14 protein-coding genes and 1 tRNA gene are annotated in these 21877 nt (G+C 48.1%); 6 read left to right on the forward strand and 9 right to left on the reverse strand.

What is annotated here, in order from left to right:
- Positions 1-3 precede the first annotated feature (3 nt).
- A complete protein-coding gene (locus EQU24_RS13925) occupies positions 4-741 on the reverse strand; it encodes a protein-L-isoaspartate(D-aspartate) O-methyltransferase (protein ID WP_017838918.1) in 738 nt (245 codons plus the stop codon).
- Positions 742-1393: 652 nt separating this feature from the next.
- Between EQU24_RS13925 and EQU24_RS13930 the strand changes: the two genes are divergently transcribed.
- On the forward strand, positions 1394-2605 hold the full coding sequence (locus EQU24_RS13930; RefSeq protein ID WP_017838917.1) for an alpha/beta fold hydrolase: 1212 nt from the start codon (positions 1394-1396) through the stop codon (positions 2603-2605).
- Positions 2606-2619: 14 nt separating this feature from the next.
- Positions 2620-4107 carry a flagellar hook-length control protein FliK gene (fliK, locus tag EQU24_RS13935; RefSeq protein WP_175421688.1) on the forward strand — a complete coding sequence of 496 codons (1488 nt, stop codon included), beginning with the start codon at positions 2620-2622 and terminating at the stop codon, positions 4105-4107.
- 492 nt (positions 4108-4599) lie between these two features.
- Here the strand turns inward: fliK and wecB are convergent, their stop codons facing one another.
- Together wecB and EQU24_RS13945 are read right to left on the reverse strand one after the other, a co-directional pair.
- Positions 4600-5739 (reverse strand): non-hydrolyzing UDP-N-acetylglucosamine 2-epimerase, encoded by a 1140-nt coding sequence (gene wecB, locus EQU24_RS13940; RefSeq protein ID WP_017838915.1) that lies wholly within the window; start codon positions 5737-5739, stop codon positions 4600-4602.
- Between the two features lie 54 nt (positions 5740-5793).
- Positions 5794-9270 carry an SbcC/MukB-like Walker B domain-containing protein gene (locus EQU24_RS13945; protein ID WP_017838914.1) on the reverse strand — a complete coding sequence of 1159 codons (3477 nt, stop codon included), beginning with the start codon at positions 9268-9270 and terminating at the stop codon, positions 5794-5796.
- Positions 9271-9939: 669 nt separating this feature from the next.
- On the opposite strand from EQU24_RS13945, the gene EQU24_RS13950 reads away from it, so the two are divergent.
- Positions 9940-12078, forward strand: a complete 2139-nt coding sequence (locus EQU24_RS13950; protein ID WP_017838913.1) for an AMP-binding protein — start codon at positions 9940-9942, stop codon at positions 12076-12078.
- Positions 12079-12425: 347 nt separating this feature from the next.
- On the opposite strand, the gene EQU24_RS13955 is transcribed toward EQU24_RS13950, so the two are convergent.
- Positions 12426-13016, reverse strand: a complete 591-nt coding sequence (locus EQU24_RS13955; RefSeq protein ID WP_017838912.1) for a TetR/AcrR family transcriptional regulator — start codon at positions 13014-13016, stop codon at positions 12426-12428.
- A 323-nt stretch (positions 13017-13339) separates the two neighbouring features.
- Positions 13340-14272 (reverse strand): LysR family transcriptional regulator, encoded by a 933-nt coding sequence (locus EQU24_RS13960; protein WP_017838911.1) that lies wholly within the window; start codon positions 14270-14272, stop codon positions 13340-13342.
- A gap of 607 nt (positions 14273-14879) precedes the next feature.
- Here EQU24_RS13960 and EQU24_RS13965 point away from each other — a divergent pair.
- A complete protein-coding gene (locus EQU24_RS13965) occupies positions 14880-15386 on the forward strand; it encodes an NUDIX hydrolase (RefSeq protein WP_017838909.1) in 507 nt (168 codons plus the stop codon).
- A gap of 3 nt (positions 15387-15389) precedes the next feature.
- Positions 15390-16154 (forward strand): Nif3-like dinuclear metal center hexameric protein, encoded by a 765-nt coding sequence (locus EQU24_RS13970; RefSeq protein ID WP_017838908.1) that lies wholly within the window; start codon positions 15390-15392, stop codon positions 16152-16154.
- An 8-nt stretch (positions 16155-16162) separates the two neighbouring features.
- Here the strand turns inward: EQU24_RS13970 and EQU24_RS13975 are convergent.
- Positions 16163-16239: transfer RNA gene (locus EQU24_RS13975), tRNA-Asp, on the reverse strand.
- Between the two features lie 558 nt (positions 16240-16797).
- Between EQU24_RS13975 and EQU24_RS13980 the strand changes: the two genes are divergently transcribed.
- Positions 16798-17451, forward strand: a complete 654-nt coding sequence (locus EQU24_RS13980; RefSeq protein ID WP_017838907.1) for a class I SAM-dependent methyltransferase — start codon at positions 16798-16800, stop codon at positions 17449-17451.
- 776 nt (positions 17452-18227) lie between these two features.
- Here the strand turns inward: EQU24_RS13980 and EQU24_RS13990 are convergent.
- The 3 genes from EQU24_RS13990 to EQU24_RS22445 form a co-directional block, all read right to left on the reverse strand.
- Complete coding sequence (locus EQU24_RS13990) at positions 18228-20000, reverse strand: SLC13 family permease (RefSeq protein WP_017838906.1); 1773 nt, start codon at positions 19998-20000, stop codon at positions 18228-18230.
- 114 nt (positions 20001-20114) lie between these two features.
- Positions 20115-20477, reverse strand: a complete 363-nt coding sequence (locus tag EQU24_RS13995; RefSeq protein WP_017838905.1) for a hypothetical protein — start codon at positions 20475-20477, stop codon at positions 20115-20117.
- Positions 20478-20540: 63 nt separating this feature from the next.
- Positions 20541-20714: a hypothetical protein gene (locus tag EQU24_RS22445; RefSeq protein WP_017838904.1), complete on the reverse strand. Its 174-nt coding sequence runs from the start codon at positions 20712-20714 to the stop codon at positions 20541-20543.
- Between the last annotated feature and the right edge of the window lie 1163 nt (positions 20715-21877).

Consider the following 21877-nt stretch of genomic DNA (forward strand, 5'->3'; position numbering starts at 1 on the left):
GGCTTAACGATCTCCCGTTAAAGGCACAAATCTAACCGGCAATAACTGGCGGCTCGTAATGCGGTTTTCTTGGTCCTTGTTCACCAGCACGAGATGCTGTACAGTAAAACGGCCGCCGACCGGAATGATCATGCGCCCGCCCGGTTTCAATTGTTTGATCAGCGGCGGAGGAATATGACTGGCGGCTGCGGTCACCATGATCGCATCGAACGGCGCGGCCTCTTCCCAACCGTAATATCCGTCGCCCGCGCGCGATTGCACTTTATCGTAGCCTAGACGTTTAAGATCGCGCGCGGCCTGATCCGCCAAAGCCTCGATAATTTCTATCGTATACACGCTACCGGCCACTTCTGCCAAAACAGCCGCCTGGTAAGCCGAACCGGTACCGATTTCCAATACGCGGCTATTTTCATCAAGCTCCAGCAAATCGGTCATGATCGCCACGATATAAGGCTGAGAGATTGTTTGCCCGTGCCCGATCGGCAAGGGCCTGTTTAAATAGGCATTGGGCCGCTGCGCCTCCGGCACGAATTCATGACGGGGCACTTTACGCAATGCCTGCAAAACTTTCTCGTCTAATGCGTCTTTACCGAGAAAATAGCTCGTCGACCTGACATCCGCCTGAATCATATCGATCAATCTATTGCGTTGCCGTTCATAGGCCGTCTCGCCGGCCATTGCATAATTGGCAACACCAAACAACATGATTGCGAAAATTAATAATCGGAATTGTTTATTCATTGTTTTACCCCCTCCCCACCCATCATTTCAGTATTCGCCGAAAAGATCTAGGCTTAGTTACTGTGAAAGATCGTAAATTTGGATTCATTATCTAATTTTTCGATATGAAAAAGCTCAGCAACAAAAATGCCGGTTCCGGAGAGGGTGCGGTTGCTCGACCGACGGGCGTCGGCGGCAGGGATAGCTGCCGTCGAGCCTACAGGGACGTATTCACGGCGTCCTGTCGGGCGAGTGACCGTACCCTCCCCACCAGAGAACTTTCATTTGCCGGGGCGATGACCAGGCCTTCATGTACGTTATTGTAGAACAGTCTCGTAGTGCGGCATAAGTCATGCCGCACTCATTCATTTACGAAACTTGTCAGCGTTAAAAGTTCGGTTTATTGTGAATTGAAACCTTCGTTAATCGTAATTTGTATAAATCTTTTAATCTAGATTAGGCAGTTTAACCATGAAGCACATGAAGTTTATGAAGGATTTCAAGAAATTACCTAAACATTCTCGCTAACCTTTTTGGTGAGCGAAAGTTCGATACAAACGTATAATAAGTAATTGAATTAACTTCTTATTCTTCATGATCTTCATGGTGAATTGCTTTTTCTAGGTTTAAAAAATTATTGCTAAAATTTTAATTGAGTAGCACTGTTTACTTCATGACAAACTTATTCAAACTGATCGCTTTTTCGTGCTGTTTAGCCCTGCCGCTTATCGGGAGCGGCTGCTCGCATTCGCAAGTCGCAACGGAACCTTACCCGATTTGGGGAGAGTCGATTTTTTTGCCGGTGGAAAACGGCGAATCACGGCGTCATATGCAAATCCGGGAACTCTCGCAATCGGCCGACGACATCCAAGCTTGTATTTTGATCGTACACGGCATGAACGAACATACAGGCCGCTATGCTGAAATCGCCCGGCATTTCGCACAAAGCCACCTGGTCGCCGGCATCGATATGACCGCACATGGTTTGAGCAATCCGGTCTATTTGGACGCGCATGAAAGCCTCAAAGCCGGTGCCGATGAGTTCGACGTCGGCTCGGCGTTTTTGGAGCAAGCCCAACTTAGAAACCTCGATGCGATGCGCGCGGATCTACATTTGGCAATCCGGCACCTGAGACAACGCTGTGACAAAAGTGCGGGAGACGACAAGCCGCTGGTCATTCTATCGCATAGCCTCGGATCATTGGTCAGCGCTTCTTACTTACTCGAAGCCAAACTGCAAGATACGGTCGACGGCATCATTTTCACAGGCCCCGCGTTCGCGGTGACCGAAGTACCGGGCTGGCGCGGTTGGTTTCAGAATCCTTTGATCCGCTTTACCTACCACACCCAGGAGCATTTCCTTCATCCGCATGACGAAGCGTTCCCGCTGATGCTGTTCAATCAATTCACGGCTTTACTGACCGTCCCGTTGCAAAACAGTATCATTGAATTTTTATCATTGCCCGGCATGCGAAATATATTTTCACCCAGTAACCCGGACTGGGTCGCTGCCTATCTCAGCGATTGGGAAGTTGAACGTTTACGCCATAAACACGATCGCTACATCATGCATCGATCGATACTGCGTTATGTGCAAGGCGTGCAAAAAGAAATCATCCGATTCAGACGAAACATGGCCGATTTCGACACGCCCTATTTGTTGATTTATTCCGAATACGACCCGATTACCGCAGCGTGGGGCAACATCGACTTCGCTGCCGTGACGCTCGAAAAACATCCGCTAAATGAAGTCATGCCGCTCATCGGAAAAAGCCATCATGAACAACTGTTTTCCGAACCGAGATTGCGCCGAGAAGTCTTAGATAAAATTGATCGATGGCTCGAATCGCTGATTGCGGAACACAAACAACCGAACGAATACTAATTGAGGCCGTCGCGGTGGACATCAAATTACCGGTCAATACTCAAACGTTTACCGGATTAGCCAAGGTAAAAGATCAGCCGCTGACACCAAAAATCGGCCAAGCGCTCGATGCTGCAGTGATTCGAATCGACGACAAACAAACCGGCATCACTTTAAAAATAAACGATCATATCGTAGAGGTTCAAAGCAACCAGCCTTTACCATTGGAAAAAGGCCAACCCTTAAAACTCATCGTTACCCGACTGATACCGACGCTCGAATTTAAAATAGATTCCAATCCGTCACAGACCAAAAACGCTCCGGTTACCCTAACGGAACAAGCGACGGTTCCCGCAAACAAGTTCGATACCGCCACGCCCGACAAGACCTCGTTTATCCGCTTACCGCCACCGTCCAATGAAACGATACAGGCTAAAGTCGTATCGGTAGGCCCGGATAAAATTCAATTCTCGATTTTGCCGGATAAATCAACTGCGGGCACGTCTCGGCAAACATTCGAGTTAACGGCCGACAAAAATTCCTTTCAAAATCTGAAGCCTGGACAAAACGTTATCTTGGAGATCGCCCGACACGGACAAACCCGGGAAATTAAAATCGTACCGGCAACTCTCCGAAATATTCCGACTACCCTTGGTCACGAAATCGAAACCTTACCGATAGTGCACCGTGACATTCCGACAATTGTCCGTGACATTTTACCGAGACACGAAACGCCAACCGTACTACTCAATCAACTCATTGCCGACCTGCCGTCTCTTCATGCCAATAAAACCGTTTCCGAAACATTGAAACAGTTGGCTCAAGAAATCCTGCAAAACCTCCGAACGCCGGAACAGTTGACCGACGGTAAACAACTCAAAACGGCGGTCGAACGTTCCGGTTTGTTCCTCGAAGCCCGATTGCTCGAATTGACCAAGCAGCAACCGGAACTCCTCAAATCGGATTTCAAAGGCTTATTGCTCAAATTGATACAGATTCTCAAACCGGAAACGACACCCCTGCCGGAAAAACCGCTTAGCGTGTCGGAACTGGAACAACTCAAATATTTGCTGCAAAAAACCGAAAACAGTGTCGCCAAGTTGACTCTGGATCAACTCGCATCATTACCCAAGGACGACTCGCCGAAACAAGTCTGGCTTCTGGAAATACCGTTTCTCGGCGAAAGCAAGGCGCAATCGGTCAAAATAGAAATCGAGCGCGATAAACGTAACGGTTCCGAACAGGACGAACAAACCAAATGGTCGGTATATCTTACGATAACGCCGCCAAATTTAGGAACGCTGCACTGCAAATTGTCTTATTTGGACGACAAAATCAATGCGCATTTTTGGAGCGAACAAGAGACAATAACCGGCCTTATCAAACAAAATATCGAACATTTAAAAAAACAATTCGAAGCCGAAGGACTCAATCCCGGCTTTATCGATGCTTTGGACGGCACGCCGCCCAGAAAGGAAACAGCCCCAACGATCGAGATGGGCTTGATTAACGAAAAGGCATGACCACAAAAAAGTGGTTTGGATTAGCTAGCTATCAACCATCCTCGAAAATACATTTCATCATGAAGAATAAGAAGAATTTAATGGTTTATACCTTTCGCACTTCAAATTTCGGCAGTGCCTGAGGAGGAGCCTGGGTGTCCGGTCGATTTTCGCTCCTGCAAAATCGACATTCACGCCATCCATGGCGCTCATAAAGGCTTTGCCAGCATGGAGCTGGCATCGAGCCTACATGGACGTATTCACGGCGTCCTGTCGGGCGAGTGACCGCGCCCTCCCCACGTCTCGTACTTTCATTTGCCGGGGTGATTGCCGGGCTTTCATGAACGTTAGGTGAGGGATAGCCGAGTGTATTAAGTGACAATAAATGGTATCGAGGTCTCATTGGCTAAAATTGCAAAAGGGTAATTTTTGACTTATGTATAACGATGAACGGAGGACCGTGAGAACCAGAAATAATAGTTAACTTTCAATACCTTAGGGAGCCATCTAAGTTTAAGAGGCTTTAAGTAATGTTTGAATGATTTTTTCGCAAGCATGGCCGTCGCCGTAGGGGTTATGGGCTTTGGACATACGCGCGTAGACATCGCTGTCCAGTAGTACCTTTTCGACGCCGCTGACGATTTTTTCTTTATCGGTGCCGACCAATAACACGGTGCCGGCATCGACCGCTTCGGGTCTTTCGGTCACTTCGCGCATCACCAATACTGGCTTACCCAGCGAGGGGCCTTCTTCTTGAATGCCGCCGGAATCGGTCAGAATCAAATCGCTTTGGTTCATAATCCAGACGAACGGTTCGTAGTCAAGCGGAGCGATCAGGTACACATTATCGAGTCGGTCGAGAATTTCGTAGACGGGTTTCTGCACGTTCGGATTTAGATGAACGGGATAGATCAAGTCCCAATCCGGATGTTTTTGTGCCAGTTCTTTGATCGCATTGCAAAGGTCGATGAAGCCTTGGCCGAAATTTTCGCGTCGGTGTCCGGTAATCAGAATGAGTTTTCGGCTGGAATCGCAAATGGTCTTAAACAATGTTTTGCCGAATTTTTCCTGCCATACGCTATCCGGTTCGCCGATGACTTTGTCCCGGACGATCAATAATGCGTCGATAACGGTATTGCCGGTCACGACGATGTTTTGCTCTGTAACGCCTTCAGCGAGTAGGTTGTTTTTCGAGGATTGCGTCGGCGCGAAGTGATAATCGGTTATGCGTCCGACCAAAGTCCGATTCGCTTCTTCGGGAAACGGCGCCCTAAGGTTGCCGGTTCTCAGCCCCGCTTCGACGTGGCCCAGTTTGATGTTTTGGTAGAACGCGGCAAGTCCCGCGGCGAAACAGGTGGTGGTGTCGCCGTGTACCAGCACGATGTCCGGCTGCGCTTCGCGTAATACGTCGCGTAAGCCTAACAGCACTTTCGAGGTGATGTCGAAAAGGTCTTGATTCGGCGCCATCAGGTCCAAATCGTAATCGGGTTTAATGTCAAACAAGTTGAGCACTTGGTCGAGCATCTGCCGATGCTGGGCGGTTACGCATACGAGGGATTCAAGACCTTCGGCTTGTTGTAGAGCCAATACGACGGGCGCCATTTTAATCGCTTCCGGCCGGGTACCGAAAACGGTCAGGATCTTTTTGGTCATAAAATGTTTATGTGATGGGTTAGCGGTAATTGATTGAGAACACGCATTTTTGTTTTAAAAGGCGACTTCTTGATCGGGTACGCTTTTCAAAATACTCATGCCATTCGGTTTTTTGACCATTTGCAATTGGGCTTTGATGCGCTTTTGCACCGCTTCGACATGCGAGATCACGCCGACCTTTTTACCGTGCTTCTGCAAACTTTCCAGGGTCGAGATCACGACATACAGGGTTTCGGCATCCAAGGTACCGAAGCCTTCGTCGAGAAATAGCGAGTCGACCGAACGCCCGTTACCGGCCAGTTCGGAAAGTCCCAGCGCCAAGGCTAAGCTCACGACAAAACTTTCGCCGCCGGACAAAGATTTCGGCAGTCGTCGAATGTTGTTTTGATACGTATCTTCGATTTCGAGCGCCAAGCCATGCTCGCTCGGCATTTGCCGTAAATAATAGCGGCCGCTGATTTTTTCGAGTACTTGATTGGCCTGGGCCAATAATTTATCGGCCATTTTAATTTGTACGCGCCGACGGAATACGGCGCCGTTTTCTTCGTCGATGCGTTTGACTTCCAGCAAGCATTCGTCGACGATTTCTTGCTGTGCAGTCAGTTTAGTCGACAATACGTCGAATTGTTGCCGCATCGCCAGATTTTTGCCAAGCATCGCTTCCAAGCGGGCGGCTTCTTGTCGGCTAATGTCGATTTTTTCGTCGATACCTCGTATGCGAAGGACGATATCTTCGACGGTCTGGGTGGTCAATGCCAACGCTTGTTCGGCCGCTATTTCGGCCTGGGTATTTTCAAGCCGGGTTGCAAGATCAGCCAATTCGCTTTGCAATACCGACATGCGCTGCTCAAGTTCCGTTCCGCGCGCTATCAAATGCAGCAATTCGATGACTTCATCAACTCGCCAGGACTCGTATTTTGTGCCGACGAGCCTTTCCCGGAAAACTTCGCGCATTCGCGCCGCTTCGGCGGTCTGTTGGCCGATCAGTTTTTCCTTGTCTGCAATTAGTTTTTGTTTTTCGATCAATGCCAGATGCAAGCCGGCGGTTTCTTCTTGCTGCAGTTGCGTGCCGGCGGCGGCAATTTTTTCGGATAGTTGCGCAATTTTTCGATTGCTGACATCGATCTTTTCGGTAATCGCGGCGATTTCATCGGTCAGCCCCTTGCGGCGCAATTGATAGGTTTGATATTCCTGACGGCGTTGATTCAAGCGATCGTAAAAGGCATCTTCCTTTCCTTTGCCGGGCATTTTTTCGCCGACCAAGTCCAATTGATGCAACACCTTCGCAGTTAATTCCTGCTCGTCCTTGCGGCATTTTTCGAGGGTTTGTTCCAGTTCTTTCAGTTCTTGAGGACGGCTTTGCCACTCTTGATCGAGTTGCTTAGTATTTTCCTGTAAGCGGCCGATCATCGCTTCGTGCCGGACCATCAATTCTTTGATTTTATCGATACGCTTGGCTTGCACGCGGTATTCTTGCGCCAGCTTGGTGATGTTTTTCAATTCGATCGTTTCAGTCTTCAAAAAGCGCTTGATCGCCCGCGAATTGTTGATTTCCATATCGTCGTTGACCGCATTCAGCCGATTACACAAGGTCAACCATTGCGAGCGGAGTAACTCGATGCGTTGACGTTTGGCCTTGCTGCCTTCAAGCCGTTTCTCGGTCAATTTGGCTTCTTGTTCGATACGCTCGGACGCCGCGACCAAGGCTTGGATTTTTGCGCGCTGGTCGGCCAATGCGCGTTTGGAGTCGCCGATCTTCGGCGGCCGAATGACATACGGGTGATTCAGCGCGCCGCATAACGGACAAGGCTTGCCGTCTTCAAGATGGACTCGCTCGTCCGCCAATCTGGCAAGTATCGTCTCGTTCGCTACCGCTTTTTCGAGCGTCAGTCTGATATTGTCTTCGCGCATGATATCGTCTTTGTACTGCGCCAATTCAGCTTGTAAGTCGTCCAGCGTTTTTTCTTCCTTCGCCTTGCCGAAGCCGAAGAAACTAAAACGTCCGCCGGTTAGGCGCGCATGTTCGCGGCTTAGGTTGTAGAGAGACTGAAAGTCGGCCAAACGCTCTTTTTGATCTTTTAAAAGCTCGTCGATTTCAGCCGCATCCCTACCCAGCGCCACGCCTTCGAGTTTTTGCTCATTGATTTGCAGCTTAAGCTTAAGACGTCCGATGGTTTTTTGGGATTTCTGAATTCTAGCCTGATGACCGCTAAGCGAGGCGCCGGTCGCTTGTACCGATTTGGCGGAACGCTTATGTTGTTCGGTCAAAGACGCCAGTTCGGCTCGTAATTTTTTTAATTTTGCCGTTTCGGGAAAGTTTTCGAGCAAATTTTCATCGCGCGCGTTCAGTTCCAGCCATTCATCGACCGTAGCCAGAACACTCTGCTTTTGTTCGCGTTGGATTTCCAGTCCTCGCGTGACATCGGTTTCCAGATGCTTTTCTTGCGTGTGCTGCGAAATCCTGGCTTTTTGCGTTTCTATGGCCCGCTGCTGGTCTTCAATCGATTTAGTCGGCGCGGCACCAAGCGATTCGGGAGCTACGCCCGATAGCGCCAGTTTGTCCTGCAGTCGCTTGAGTTCGCTCCGGTAAGCATTTAAGGTTTGCTTGCCTTGTTCGATTTCTTTTTCAAGCGCCTCGAGTTCGTCCGCGGCCTCTTTAAAAAACAGGGCTTCCGGATTTTCGGCAATTCGGGTTAATTGTTGCTGGGTTTGTTCGGCTTGGGTCTGCGCTTTTTCTTGCTGTTGGGTTAACGCGATAATCCGTTTTTCCAGCGTTTCGATATTTTGCAACCAAACTTGCTGCTGCTTGAGTTCGTCGCGCTGTCCGCGAAACTCGCTTATTTGATCTTTGAAATCCGCCAAGTCGTGTTCGAAGGCCTCTTGTTTGGCCGGCTCGAGCATATCCAATGCATCGATGTCTTGTTTGAGCGAAGCCAGTAACGCTTGTTCTTCATCGGCTTTGGCGATTACTGCGTTTTTGTAATCGGCGTAGATGTCGCTACTGATGATTTTTTCGAGTATATCCAGGCGCTCGTTATCCAACGCATTCAAAAACGCTGCAAAGTCGCCTTGCGCGAGCATGATAGAGCGGGTGAAATTGCGGAAATTCATGCCGGTGATTTCTGCGATTTTTTGACATACCGCATTGGGCGTTTCGGCCAGCAATTGTTCGCGGTCGTCTTCGATTTTTATCAATAGCATTTGCGGCGATTGCAAACGGCCGTTCGGATCTTGCCGTTCGCGTTGTACTTTCCAAGTTGCGCGGTACAGGTTGTCGCCGACCGCAAAATCGACTTCGGAAAAGCTTTCCGCCGTGCGTTTGGTCATGACATGCACAGCCGGCCGATCGAAACGAAAAGTCTCCCCGTAGAGACCTAAGGTGATGGCATCGAGAATACTGGATTTACCCGACCCGTTCGGCCCTGTGATCGCGAATAAACCGGAATCGCTGAATGGCGCCTCCCTGAAATCGACCTGATTATCGCCTTCCAACGAATTGATATTTCTAAATTTTATTTTGAGTATTTTCATTAACGAAAGACTGGGACCGGCAAATGATTTTTCATCGGGCCATTATAGCGCCGTCGGTTTGATTTTTCTCATGTTTGAATCGATCGCGGAACTTAGGATACGGTAAAAAATAACTCCTCCAATGGTTCCCGGGCTCTGCACTCGCCGTTATACATAATATTGTAGGGTACGCTGCGCGTACCTCCTGCCATTAAGCGCCGAATCCCCGCACAAATCAAACCATAAGGGCTTGTGTTAATGGTGGTGAGGGTTGCCATGGTACGCACAGCGTACCCTACAGAGCTTTATTCGTCATATCGGTATGGATTGCCGATATCCTGGTTACATGGATGTGAAGCTACGCATTGCCATCCGTGGCACTGGATTCCGCCAATCCCTGGCGGAATGACGCGTTTTTTTACTTAAGGAATATGCACAAAATAACTTCTACAAGCCGTAGGGTACGCATCGCGCACCTTTCCACGGTGCCGAACCGACAAGAGCACGATCCAGGTGCGCGATGCGAACCCTACACCTGTGCTAGCCGTTATAGATAAACTGTATACTTGCGCTACAAAGTAAGTATTCAGGAAAATAATTAACTCTCGACATATTCCCGAATATTTCGAGAGGACAATATGCTATTTTTATAGTCTATTAAAAAAATAACAATGCTTGAGGAAGCGCATCATGTTGAAACCATTTTTGCATCGGCTACTGACTTTTATCTTCAAGGTCGAACTTAAAGGCCTCGATAACTATCATAAAGCCGGCCCCCGCGTAATGATCATTTCCAATCACACCTCGTTTCTCGACCCATTATTGCTCGGTGTTTTTTTACCGGACGATATTACCTTCGCGATCAATACGCAAATATCCGAGCGCTGGTGGCTAAAACCGTTCTTGAAGTTGTCGAGAGTGTTTCCGATGGACCCGACCCATCCGATGTCGCTAAAAGAGCTAATCAATCATTTAAAGAATCCCACTAAAACGGTGATTTTTCCCGAGGGCCGCATCACAGTGACCGGCTCGGTCATGAAGATATACGACGGCCCAGGCATGGTCGCCGACAAATCGCAGGCAGCCGTTTTACCGATTAGGATTAAAGGCGCCGAATACACGCATTTCTCGAAATTGCGTAACATCGTAAGACTGCGCCTTTTCCCGAAGATTACGATACAAATTCTGCCCCCCACTACGATAAAAGCACCTGACGACTTGCGGGGTCGCCATCGCCGTCAGTTTTGCGGACGAGTTCTCGCCGACATCATGGCGGAAATGATGTTCGCAACGAGCCATTATCAACAAAGTATTTTTTCCGCCTTGCTCGAAGCGCGCAGTATTCACGGCGGCAAACACACAGTCTCCGAGGACCTTGAACGCAAGCCTTTATCCTACGACCGATTGATCACGGCCACGTTGTGTCTGGGTGGAGTCTTTAAAAAAATCACCTCAACAGGGGAAAATGTCGGTGTTATGTTACCGAATTCGACTAAAACGTTATGCACGATTTTAAGTCTGCAGCTATACGGCCGCACACCGGCGATGCTAAATTTTTCGACCGGCTCGGCCGGCATGCTATCGGCCTGCTCCACTGCCAAAATCAAAACCGTGCTGACTTCCCGCCGTTTTATCGAACTGGCAAGACTGCAAGATGATGCCGATCGATTAAGCCAACAGGTCGATCTGTTTTATCTCGAAGACTTGGCTCAGCAAATCACTCCGCTAAAAAAGCTAGCCGGCTTGATTAAATGCAAAACCGCTAATATCTGGTATAAGCACACCGAGTTCAGCCATAACGATCCGGCGGTAATTTTATTTACGTCAGGCTCGGAAGGCACGCCAAAAGGCGTCGTGTTGTCGCATGCCAACATTCTAGCCAATCACAAGCAATTGGAGGCGAGGATCAATTTTAACGCGCAGGATGTCGTACTTAATTTTCTGCCGATGTTCCATTCGTTCGGCTTTACCGTCGGCACGATGCTGCCGATATTGAACGGCATGACCACGTTCTTTTATCCGTCGCCTCTGCATTATGCAATCGTCCCTGAGATGGCTTACGAAATCAATGCGACAATCATGTTCGGCACCAATACGTTTTTAGCCGCCTATGCAAAAAAAGCCCATGCTTACGATTTTTATAACATGCGCTATGTCGTGGCAGGTGCCGAAAAACTGCAGGAAAGCACGCGGCAAATTTGGTCGGAAAAGTTCGGCATTCGTATTCTCGAAGGTTACGGCGCCACAGAAACAGCCCCGGTAACTTCGGTCAATACGCCGATGGAATTCAAGGCCGGCACGGTGGGACGTTTCATGCCGAAAATGGAATACAAACTAGAGCCGGTTCCGGGTATCGAGCAAGGCGGACAACTGCATGTCAAAGGGCCTAACATCATGCAAGGTTATTTGCTGGCAAAAAACCCCGGTCAATTGGTGCCGCCGAAATCGATTTACGGCGAAGGCTGGTACGATACCGGCGATATCGTCGATGTCGACGATGAGGGTTTTATTACGATCAAAGGACGCAGTAAGCGCTTCGCCAAAATCGCCGGCGAAATGGTTTCGTTGACTGTAGTCGAACAGTTAGCGACCAAGGCTTGGCCGGATGCGCTTCATGCTGCAGTCACTCTGCCCGACGAGAAAAAAGGCGAGCAGATTATTTTGCTGACCACGCAAAAATCGGCATCGGCCCACGATTTGGAAGCGGTCGCCGAAGGCATCTCTAAAATCGTTTTACCGAAAAAGATAATGATTGTCGATAAGGTGCCGGTTTTGGCGAGCGGTAAGATCGATTATCCTGCGGCAACGGAGTTGGCTAAGGGCGGTTAGCGGTTAGCGGTTAGCGGTTAGCGGTTAGCGGTTAGCGGTTAGCGGTTAGCGGTTAGCGGTTAGCGGTTAGCGGTTAGCGGTTAGCGGTTAGCGGTTAGCGGTTAGCGGTTAGCGGTTAGCGGTTAGCGGTTAGCGGTTAGCGGTTAGCGGTTAGCGGTTAGCGGTTAGCGGTTAGCGGTTAGCGGTTAGCGGTTAGCGGTTAGCGGTTAGCGGTTAGCGGTTAGCGGTTAGCGGTTAGCGGTTAGCGGTTAGCGGTTAGCGGAATTGTGAGGCATTTTATACGCTTGTCAAGTACTAATTTCTGCTTTCTGCTTTCTGCTTTCCGCTTTCTGCTTAACGTTCACTACTCACCGTTCCTCACCAACAAAAGCCCGAACCAGAACCCGCAATGTTTCCTCTGCTTCTTGTAAAGATTCCTTATTCGGCATGCCGTTAATCGACAACAAACAAACGCCGTGGATGCCTCCCCACAATGCATTTCCGATGCGCTGGTTTTGTTGCGGGTTATTTTCCGGATGCAGCCGAGCTATTTGCGTTGTAATAATTTCTTCCAGTCGATTCATTTTTGCCCGATACCAATCCGGAAAGTGCCCGCTCTCGACAAATCGGTTGCCGAATAACATCGACCATCGATTAAAGTTTAAACTGGCAAATTTCAAATAAGCTTTGGCTATTTCCTCCAAATCTCGAGACGTCGACCCCGTCTCGACTTTATTCAGCGCACCGGCAATCTCGTCCAAGGTTTCCGCATTGACATGAAGAACCAAATCGGCCATGTTTTCAAAAACCATATAGATACTACCGACGGTATAGCCGATGTTCTTCGCGATATTACGAACATTTAAAGCCGCCCCGCCCTGTTCGACAATAATTTTATTCGCAGCTTGCAAAACCATTGCTTTGATCTCTTCCTGGCTGTGTTCATATCGTCTTGCCATAAATGACTCTGATTTAAAAATTATAGAATCCCGATCATTCCCACACAGAGTGCTCGTCGTTAACATAAATTGTAGGGTGCGCTACGCGTACCTCCATGCCGTTAAGCACCGAACCTTACCCGGTACAAACCGTAAGGACTTGGTTTAGCATTGGTGGGGCTACCATGGTACGCACAGCGTACCCTACGGAACTCCATTGCGGGAACCAGAAGCCCCGTCATTCCGCCATGAACTGGCGGAATCCAGTGCCATGCATGGCATGCTTGAGCGCACCATTACATAATAACTTCCGCAAACGTATGTATTCCCGAGCAGGGATATTCTTACGCATCAGCCTCCCGTTTTTTTGCCCTAACCGCTCCTGCATTCATTTGCCAATCAAAATATCGAGTCAAAAAATTCACAAATGTAGTGATCTTCGCCGGAATAAATCTTCTTTGCATATAAGTGGCATAAATAGACAGCGAGGGTATCCGGTAATCTTTTAATATTTCTATTAACTTACCCTGCTCCAAGTAATTGGCAACCGAAATTTCGGGCGCCTGGGTAATACCCATACCCAATGACGCGGCCTGGCACAATGCCCTGCCGTTATTCGATGCGAAGTGCCAAGTGGTGCGTAATTTTTTTTCCTCGCCATCGACATTAAAAACCCAATAATCCTCATGAGGCGTGTCGATATAATGCAAGCAATGATGACGACTCAAGTCTTCAATGCGTCTCGGCTCGCCGTATTTGGCTATATAGCCTGGCGAAGCGAAAGTACATAATCGAGTTTCCGCAATCTTTCTGGCCACAACACCTAGATCGAGTGAGTTGGAAACCAATATCGACAAATCATAAATACCCTCGCTCAAATTAATATGCGTGTTTTGCAACGACATCATGACTTTAACATTCGGGTGTTCGCTTTGATAGGCATCGATCGCCGGTACCATATAAATTCCGCCGAAATCGATCGGTGCGGTAATTTTTAAGACACCTTTAACATTTTGCCCCAATTCAGCCATATCTTCATCCAGCTCGGCGAATTCGTCTAGTAAAGGCTTGCTTCTCGCGTAATAACTCTCACCGGCTTCGGTTAAACTAATCTTGCGGGTCGTTCTATTCAACAAAGCTACACCGAGCGACTCCTCGAGCTGCGCCATGTACTTGCTCACCATCATTGCCGATACTTTCATTTCGCGAGCAACGGCTGCAAATGTACCCAATTCGACAATTCTGCAAAACACTTTTATATTATTCAATTTATCCATATTGCCGCCACTATAAACTTATGGTTTATAGTTTATAAACTTTTTTTGCTATTTCAAATAAGATTAGTCCTGATAGACTCTTAACCGGAGATAGTTGGACCACCCGGTTTTTTGCATCGTCATTGGCCGGGAGGTTCAGTTCTATATTTTCCAACCCTTCGCGATAAAAACTAAGCCATTGCGCTTGTTTCAATCTGCTTCGTACGTCTTCTGATTCATCCCATTTCTCCCTATTTCCCTTCTAGCATACGTGTTTTTCGTAAGTTTTCAGCGGCCGTTGGCAAATTACCGCAATTCAGGCGTAATTGTCGGCCTTCCCCTTTGAAAAAGAGGGGATTGAGGGGGATTTATTTACATATACCCTTTTGCCCGTCAAAGGACGCCGTGAATACGTCCATGTAAGCTCTATGACAGCATCCATGCCGCCAAAGCCTTTGCGAACACCCCGACGCCTCCATACGCTAATGCCGAAATTTGAAGTGCGATAGGTATAATCCCCCTTAACCCCTCTTTTTCAAAGAGGGGGACTGTATACTTACTGTTTTTCTGTTGACTTATTGTCTTCGAAAAGGCTTTATACGGGCCTTTGCCAAAATCCATTTTCGCCATGCATCAAGAACTCTTATCGATCGTAGACGAAAACGATCGCGTAATCGGCAGCGCAGCTCGGAATATAATCCATCGCGACCGACTGCTTCATAGAGCTGTTCATATTTTAGTCTTTAACGATTCTAATTTATTATTTTTACAAAAACGCTCTCTAACCAAGGATATCAACCCCGGATTATGGGATAGCTCGGCTGCCGGGCACGTCGATATCGGCGAAGATTACGACGCATGCGCTGTAAGGGAAATCAATGAAGAACTCGGAGTTCAAGTGGATCGGCTAAGCCCGTTATTTAAATTATCTGCGACACCCGCCACCGGCATGGAGTTTATTCAAGTCTACCGTTGCGGACATAACGGGCCGTTTTCGCTAGCCGCCGAGGAAATCGAAGAAGGACGATGGTTTGATACGAAGGAGATCGACACTGGGGTTAACGCCGACGACCCTACGTTAACCGAGACTTTTAAAACGCTCTGGCGCCGCTATGAAATATTGAATAAGGACTAAACGATGATCAGCCGTCAACAATTAAACGATTTTTATCGTACTCTGCTAAATCCTGATGCTTATAAAGATTACGGCCCGAATGGTTTACAGATCGAAGGTACCGAAACTATCGATAAAATTGCCTTTGCCGTGTCGGCAACACGCGATTCGATTTCCCAAGCCATCGAGCAACAGGCCAACGCCTTAGTTGTTCATCACGGCCTATTTTGGGACTTTCATGGCGCACGCACGCTGACGGGTTCTTTTGCCAATCGTGTATTGCCTTTAGTTAGAAACGATATGAACCTGTTCGCCTATCATTTGCCTTTGGACGGCCATCCTGAAGTCGGTAATGCAGCGGTGTTAGGCAGACTAATCGGCTGCATGCTGCAAGAACCCTTCGGCGATTATAAGGGCTGTGCGACCGGCATCAAGGGAACTTTGGACAAGCCGCTGCCGGCGTCGCAACTACGGCAAATATTGGAATCCGTGCTGAACCATCCGGTTATTCTGGCGTCGCCCAATGAAAATCAATCGATTCATTCTATCGGCATCATTACCGGCGGCGCGAATCGCGAATGGAAGTTGGCGGCAAATGAAGGACTCGATGCCTATATAACCGGAGAAATCAGCGAGCATGACTGGCATGACAGCCAAGAACACGGCATTCATATGTTCGCAGGCGGACACCATGCAACCGAGAGATTTGGAATCAAGGAATTGATGAGAAAAACAGAACTGCATTTCGAAATAAAATGCAGTTATATCGACAGCGATAACCCTGTCTGAGGAATTGTTGGCGGAGCGGACGGGACTCGAACCCGCGACCCCCGGCGTGACAGGCCGGTATTCTAACCAACTGAACTACCGCTCCGTTGAAGAGCGCGTATTATATAGGATTTCACTGCCACGTCAAGTAAATTAACGCAGATTGTAAAAAATACCCTTTTTTCGGTCCCTCTGCCTCAGTGTGGAAATACATACCGATCTTGTTTCGGCAACCCTGGCATAGTTATCCACGGAGGACGACTTATCGCTACGCATAATTTGTACTCTGCGCGTACCCCATGCCTTTAAGCACCTCCCTACCCGGATCGAAACATAAGGGCCTGTGTTAGTATTGGCAGGGTACGCATTGCGTCACTGCCATTAAGTTAAGCCGTGATAAAAAATAAGTAATTTTTGCATTCAAGCTCTAAGGTACCTTAAAAGCTTGCCCTCCATGGCACTGGATTCCGCCAGTCCATGGCGGAATGACGGGTTTCCCTTAACTTAATGGCAGTGACGCATAGCGTACCTACGGGGCTGGCGTTTTATTACTTATGATCATCAACAATTTCCAAATTATTTTGAGCTAAATGCGGGCAACCGGAAAACATTCACTATTCACTGCTTACTGCTAACTGTTCACCGCTAACAAATACAACGTCAAATGAAACCAGCCGATCCTCTATATTGTCCGCTCTGCGCAGAATCGAAGATTGAACATTTTCATAGCGATAAACAACGCGATTACTTTCTTTGCTCGACCTGCGCGCTGGTCTTTGTTCCGCCCGCCCAGCAACTCGATTTGCAAAAACAAAAAGCGGTTTACGATTATCATCAAAACGATGTCCATGACACAGGCTATCGGAAATTTTTGTCGAGGCTTGCAATTCCGCTTTCCGCTCGTTTGTTACCGGGAGCAAGCGGGCTCGATTTCGGCTGCGGCCCCGGCCCGGCCCTTAGCTTAATGCTAAACGAACAAGGATTCCCGACGGCATTATACGATCCGATTTACGCCGATTATCCGGAGGTTTTGCAAGACCAATACGATTTCATTAGCTGCACCGAAGTAGTGGAACACTTTACCGAACCGGGCCTTGAATTCAGCCGGCTATTTTCCATGATAAAACCCAAAGGCATTCTGGCTATCATGACCAAGCGCGTAATCGACCGACAGGCATTCGCGCAATGGCATTATAAAATCGACCCGACGCACGTTTGTTTCTTTTCCGACAAGACTTTTCTCTGGCTTGCAGACCGTTACCGGTGCCGAACCGAATTTATCGACAGAGATGTCTTGATACTAAGCCGGTTGAATTGAACCCTAAGACCCGAGCATGAGATAAGTTCTTTAAATGTCGGAGGGTTCGATATAGGCACCAACTTAAGGAAAAACGCGTCATTCCGCCAGGGATTGGCGGAATCCAGTTCCATGATGGCAATGCGTAGCTTCACATCCATATAACTTGAATAGCGGCAATCCATGCCGAGAGGACGAATAATGCCGCAAATGCACCATAGAATATACCCTTTGCTGGTCAAATTTCGGCGCCGGGGTGTCCGTCAAAGGACGCCTTGAATACGTCCATGTAGGCTCTGTGACAGCATCCCTGCTGTCAAAGCCTTTGCGAGCGCCATAGATGGCGTGAATGTCGATTTTGCAGGAGCAAAAATCGACCGAACACCCCGGCACCTCCATGCGTCAATGCCGAAATTTGAAGTACGATGGGTATAAGTACTACTCCCTTTTGATTGAAAAACCGTCTAAGAATAAAAGCTATGGGATGTGTCTATCGAGAACCGCCGTGAACCCATCCATGAGCGCTTGACGGCAGCTAAGCGCCAAGGATGGTGTGAATGCAGATTTTGCATTACGCCAAGGATGGCGTGTAGTAAGGCAATGCAGGACAGAAAAATGCTCCTGCATTTTCTGCATTCATTACATCCATGTAACTCAGCAATTGCCGAGGAGCAAAAATCTGCCCCTGCTGCTGACATCCTCGTTAGCCACACCCCATACCTTCTTAAAGTTAGCTAATTTTTGAGTATAAAGGGAGTAAGCCGGTACCTATGGAGGAAGCTATTTTGTTGATATTCCTAATTCGACAACGGCCAAATGAACGGAATCAGCCCTATCGAGGTAATTGCAATGATGATATTCATCGGCACCCCGACTTTCAAAAAGTCCTTGAAATGATAACCGCCGGGCCCGTAAACCATCAAATTGGTCTGATAACCGATCGGCGTTGCAAAACTGGCCGACGCTGCCATCATTGTGGCAAATACGAAAGGCTCCGGATTCAAGCCCAGATTTCCGGTAATCGCCAAAACGATCGGAAGCATCAGCAATGCCGCTGCGTTATTGGTAATAACCTCGGTCATTATGGAAACGATAATGTAAGTCAGACCCAACAATAGCCAGGCGTTACCATCGGCAATGGACAACACATGACGGGCAATAAAATCGGCGGCGCCGCTGATTTGTAACGCATTACCCAGAGCAAAACTCGCCGCGATTGTGACTATTACGGTCAAATCCAGGCTTCTTCGCGCCTCGTTGATGCTGCAGCAACCGGTCGCGACCATCGCTCCGGCACCGATCAAAGCGGCATTCAACATACTGGTTAAGCCGCTCGTTGCCAGAATAATAACGCCTAGCAATAAGGCCCAGGATAAATTCGCTCGACTGTGATTAGGTCTTGTTTCCGCCAAGTCGTTAATCATCAAAAAATCGCGCTGCACGCGTTGACGTGTGACAAAAGCCGGGCGTGCTTCCAGTAACAATACATCGCCGGCCTGCAACTCGATCGACCCAAGATTACCTTGAATGGGCTCGCCGTCACGGGCAACGGCAAGCACGACGGCGCCGTATCTATCTCTAAATTGGGAATCCCGTATCGTCGTGCCGATGCTATCGCAATGCGGCGAAACCACCGCTTCAACCAAACATCGCTCCGGCGCGTCTTTTTCGATGACCGGATGTTGATTATCGGAAGGCACCAAACCATTGGTTCTTAAAATATCGAAAATAGCACTGGTTTCCCCGACGAATACCAGCCGGTCGCCGCCTTGCAATTTTTCTTCCGAAGATACGGCCGTCACGATACTGCCATTGCGTTCGACTTCGGCTAAATAGATTTTGTGGAGGTTTCTTAAGCCGGCTTCGGCAATGGTTACACCTTCCAAGGGGCCATTGATCGCCACGGCCACTTCGAAAGTAAACTTTTTTCTATCCGCGAATTGCTCGGAAGCGCTTTGCCGCTGCGGCAATAATAGCGGCAACACGAACACGATAAACAGAATGCCGACTAAAGCTACCGGCAGTCCGATCAGAGTGATATCGAACAATCCGAAGCCGCTTTTGCCGGTCAAGACTTGGTATTGACCATTGATAACCAAATTCGTACTGGTCCCGATTAGCGTTAGCGTGCCGCCTAATATGGCAGCGTAGCTCAATGGAATCATGAGCTTTGACGGACTGACTCCGATACGTTTGGACCAGCGAGTCACTGCTGGAATCATTGTTGCAACAACCGGCGTGTTATTGAGAAAAGCACTCAGCGGAATGATAGGCAACACCAAACGAAATAAGGCGTTACGAAGGCTTTTAGGATTACCCAACATGAGATTGACAATCAATTCGACTCCGCCGGATGCTCTTATGCCTGCAGCAATAATAAACATGGCGGCAACGGTGATCAACCCTTCGTTACTGAATCCTGACAACGCTTGTTTGGCATCGAGAACCCCGCAAACGCTCAATACGGTCAGCGCGGCCATCAATACGATATCTGGGGTTAGGCGTGAAAAAACCAGGGTAGTTAAGACCCCAAGCGTCAAAAAGATAGTAAGCCAACCTTGCCAGTCCATTGTTTCCTCTAAAAATGATTGAAGGCGATTGGTACGCCTGGGACAGGAGGCTTATTATAGAACAAATATCTAATGTTCAGCACTTCCCTGTGCTTGCGCTCGATGTTGCGCGAATCAACCTTTACCGGGCAACATGCCTACGCTTCCAGGCTTGATACGTTTGCATTGCACTACAACGTCTTCCATATGACAGGTTACGCCGGTTTTAGACGTATCGGGACAAGCTTCGCAAACTGCTTTTCCGATATCTTTAACTTTATCGACGTGCCAACCGTAGCCTTGAGTTTGACAGAATTTTTTACTGAATCGCTTGATATTATAATCTTTCGAAGCGCTCGCGATTGCCTCTTTTTCGTCCATGCATTTCGGCGAAGCCAATGTATTGGCCATCAGATCTCGATAAATATATTCCGTGGCCATCGACCCGCCTGCGTATAAGGACAATGTCATCAATAAGCTTATCAACTTTAGTTTCATAACTTTATTCTCTGCTTTTTCTTGGATAATGGAGCAAATAAACCTTTTGTTCGTCTTGAATGCTTAATTCAAGACTCGAATATTCATCAAAGCTTCTTCTTCCTTGAGTTGCTCTTTGATTGGCGCGAATTTTTCGTCCTCGTTCATTTTGACCAATACCAGAGTAATGACTAAAGCCGCCGTCACGCAGCCGACATAAAGCCAAAATCTATCTTTTTTAGGTTCTTCAATCGTCATGGTTTTTTACCTCTCTTATAATTATGTTAAGTCGTCGATCGATGCATCTCGCCGGAGCCTATCCATTGCTTAGATCCCATCGTCTTCAATGAGCGTTAAAAAACGACCATCATGAGTTCCGCAATGCGTTACGCCAGTATCTAACAAACATCCTTTTATCCGCATTAGTGACCTAGCCAGGCCCTGATCAGCTCATGCAAGCCGCTGGATTTTATTATCATCGTCAACATACAATCGCTACCAAAACGGCAAGTCGCTATCAACTCGCTCTAGTTAGTAGTGATTCGAAACTATAAGAACGATAGAGAAAAAAGTCAATCAATTATCGATTCGATACCAATTAACTTTTCTGATGCCTCGCGAATGTCGAAGCCGATATGGGAATGAAACAGCTGTTATCGACACTTACTCTTCGGCATTGATTGCCGAAAATCTTTGCGTTAGATAAGAAGGCGAAATTGTCGGCATTACCTTTGAGAAGACTCTGTATGCGCTAATAGTTGAAAACACCCTTCACTACCGGAAGCACTTATAAATTTACCTGATTAGCAAGTTTCTTCAGCTAAAGCCCAAAAATCAGCATGTCCCTAGCAGGACGGGGTTTGCAACCCCGTCCTAAACGTTTTGACTTTGGCCGAAGTTAGCCGAAATGTTTAGGACAAACCGAAACGTTGGGGACGGGTTAAATAACCCGTCCCGCAGAAGAAAACACCCCTCACTACCGGAAGCACTTATAAATTTACCTGATTAGCAAGTTTCTTCAGCTAAAGCCCAAAAACCAGCATGTCCCTAGCAGGACGGGGTTTGCAACCCCGTCCTAAACGTTTTGACTTTGGCCGAAGTTAGCAGAAATGTTAAGGGCAAACCGAAACGTTGGGGACGGGTTAAATAACCCGTCCCGCAAGGGATTGCCGGGAGCCAGATTGCATGGATGCGACTAGGCAAAGTATCAAAGGCGCATGAGTACGGTCCCTGTACACTGGATACCGGCAATCCCTGCCGGTATGACGGGTCGTTTGGCCTTTGTCGATTCGGCTGAATGTTCTTCGTAATCAGGAATTGAATTGTATGCTGCGCATACCTAATGTCAGCAAAAGGCGAAATATGAGGGCGGCGGTTCCCAATTTGAGGGTAAAAAAGTGTGTGGGATAGGCGGGAATGAA

The organism is Methylotuvimicrobium buryatense, from assembly GCF_005931095.1.
Taxonomy (GTDB): domain Bacteria; phylum Pseudomonadota; class Gammaproteobacteria; order Methylococcales; family Methylomonadaceae; genus Methylotuvimicrobium; species Methylotuvimicrobium buryatense.

What these genes read in the sequence shown, in the direction of transcription:
- EQU24_RS13980 (WP_017838907.1), top strand. Translation starts at nt 16,798, where the DNA reads ATGAAACCAGCCGATCCTCTATATTGTCCGCTCTGCGCAGAATCGAAG.
- EQU24_RS13965 (WP_017838909.1), top strand. Translation starts at nt 14,880, where the DNA reads ATGCATCAAGAACTCTTATCGATCGTAGACGAAAACGATCGCGTAATC.
- EQU24_RS13950 (WP_017838913.1), top strand. Translation starts at nt 9,940, where the DNA reads ATGTTGAAACCATTTTTGCATCGGCTACTGACTTTTATCTTCAAGGTC.
- EQU24_RS13990 (WP_017838906.1), bottom strand. Translation starts at nt 20,000, where the DNA reads ATGGACTGGCAAGGTTGGCTTACTATCTTTTTGACGCTTGGGGTCTTA.
- EQU24_RS13930 (WP_017838917.1), top strand. Translation starts at nt 1,394, where the DNA reads ATGACAAACTTATTCAAACTGATCGCTTTTTCGTGCTGTTTAGCCCTG.
- EQU24_RS13945 (WP_017838914.1), bottom strand. Translation starts at nt 9,270, where the DNA reads ATGAAAATACTCAAAATAAAATTTAGAAATATCAATTCGTTGGAAGGC.
- EQU24_RS13955 (WP_017838912.1), bottom strand. Translation starts at nt 13,016, where the DNA reads ATGGCAAGACGATATGAACACAGCCAGGAAGAGATCAAAGCAATGGTT.
- EQU24_RS22445 (WP_017838904.1), bottom strand. Translation starts at nt 20,714, where the DNA reads ATGACGATTGAAGAACCTAAAAAAGATAGATTTTGGCTTTATGTCGGC.
- wecB (WP_017838915.1), bottom strand. Translation starts at nt 5,739, where the DNA reads ATGACCAAAAAGATCCTGACCGTTTTCGGTACCCGGCCGGAAGCGATT.
- EQU24_RS13995 (WP_017838905.1), bottom strand. Translation starts at nt 20,477, where the DNA reads ATGAAACTAAAGTTGATAAGCTTATTGATGACATTGTCCTTATACGCA.
- EQU24_RS13970 (WP_017838908.1), top strand. Translation starts at nt 15,390, where the DNA reads ATGATCAGCCGTCAACAATTAAACGATTTTTATCGTACTCTGCTAAAT.
- EQU24_RS13925 (WP_017838918.1), bottom strand. Translation starts at nt 741, where the DNA reads ATGAATAAACAATTCCGATTATTAATTTTCGCAATCATGTTGTTTGGT.
- EQU24_RS13960 (WP_017838911.1), bottom strand. Translation starts at nt 14,272, where the DNA reads ATGGATAAATTGAATAATATAAAAGTGTTTTGCAGAATTGTCGAATTG.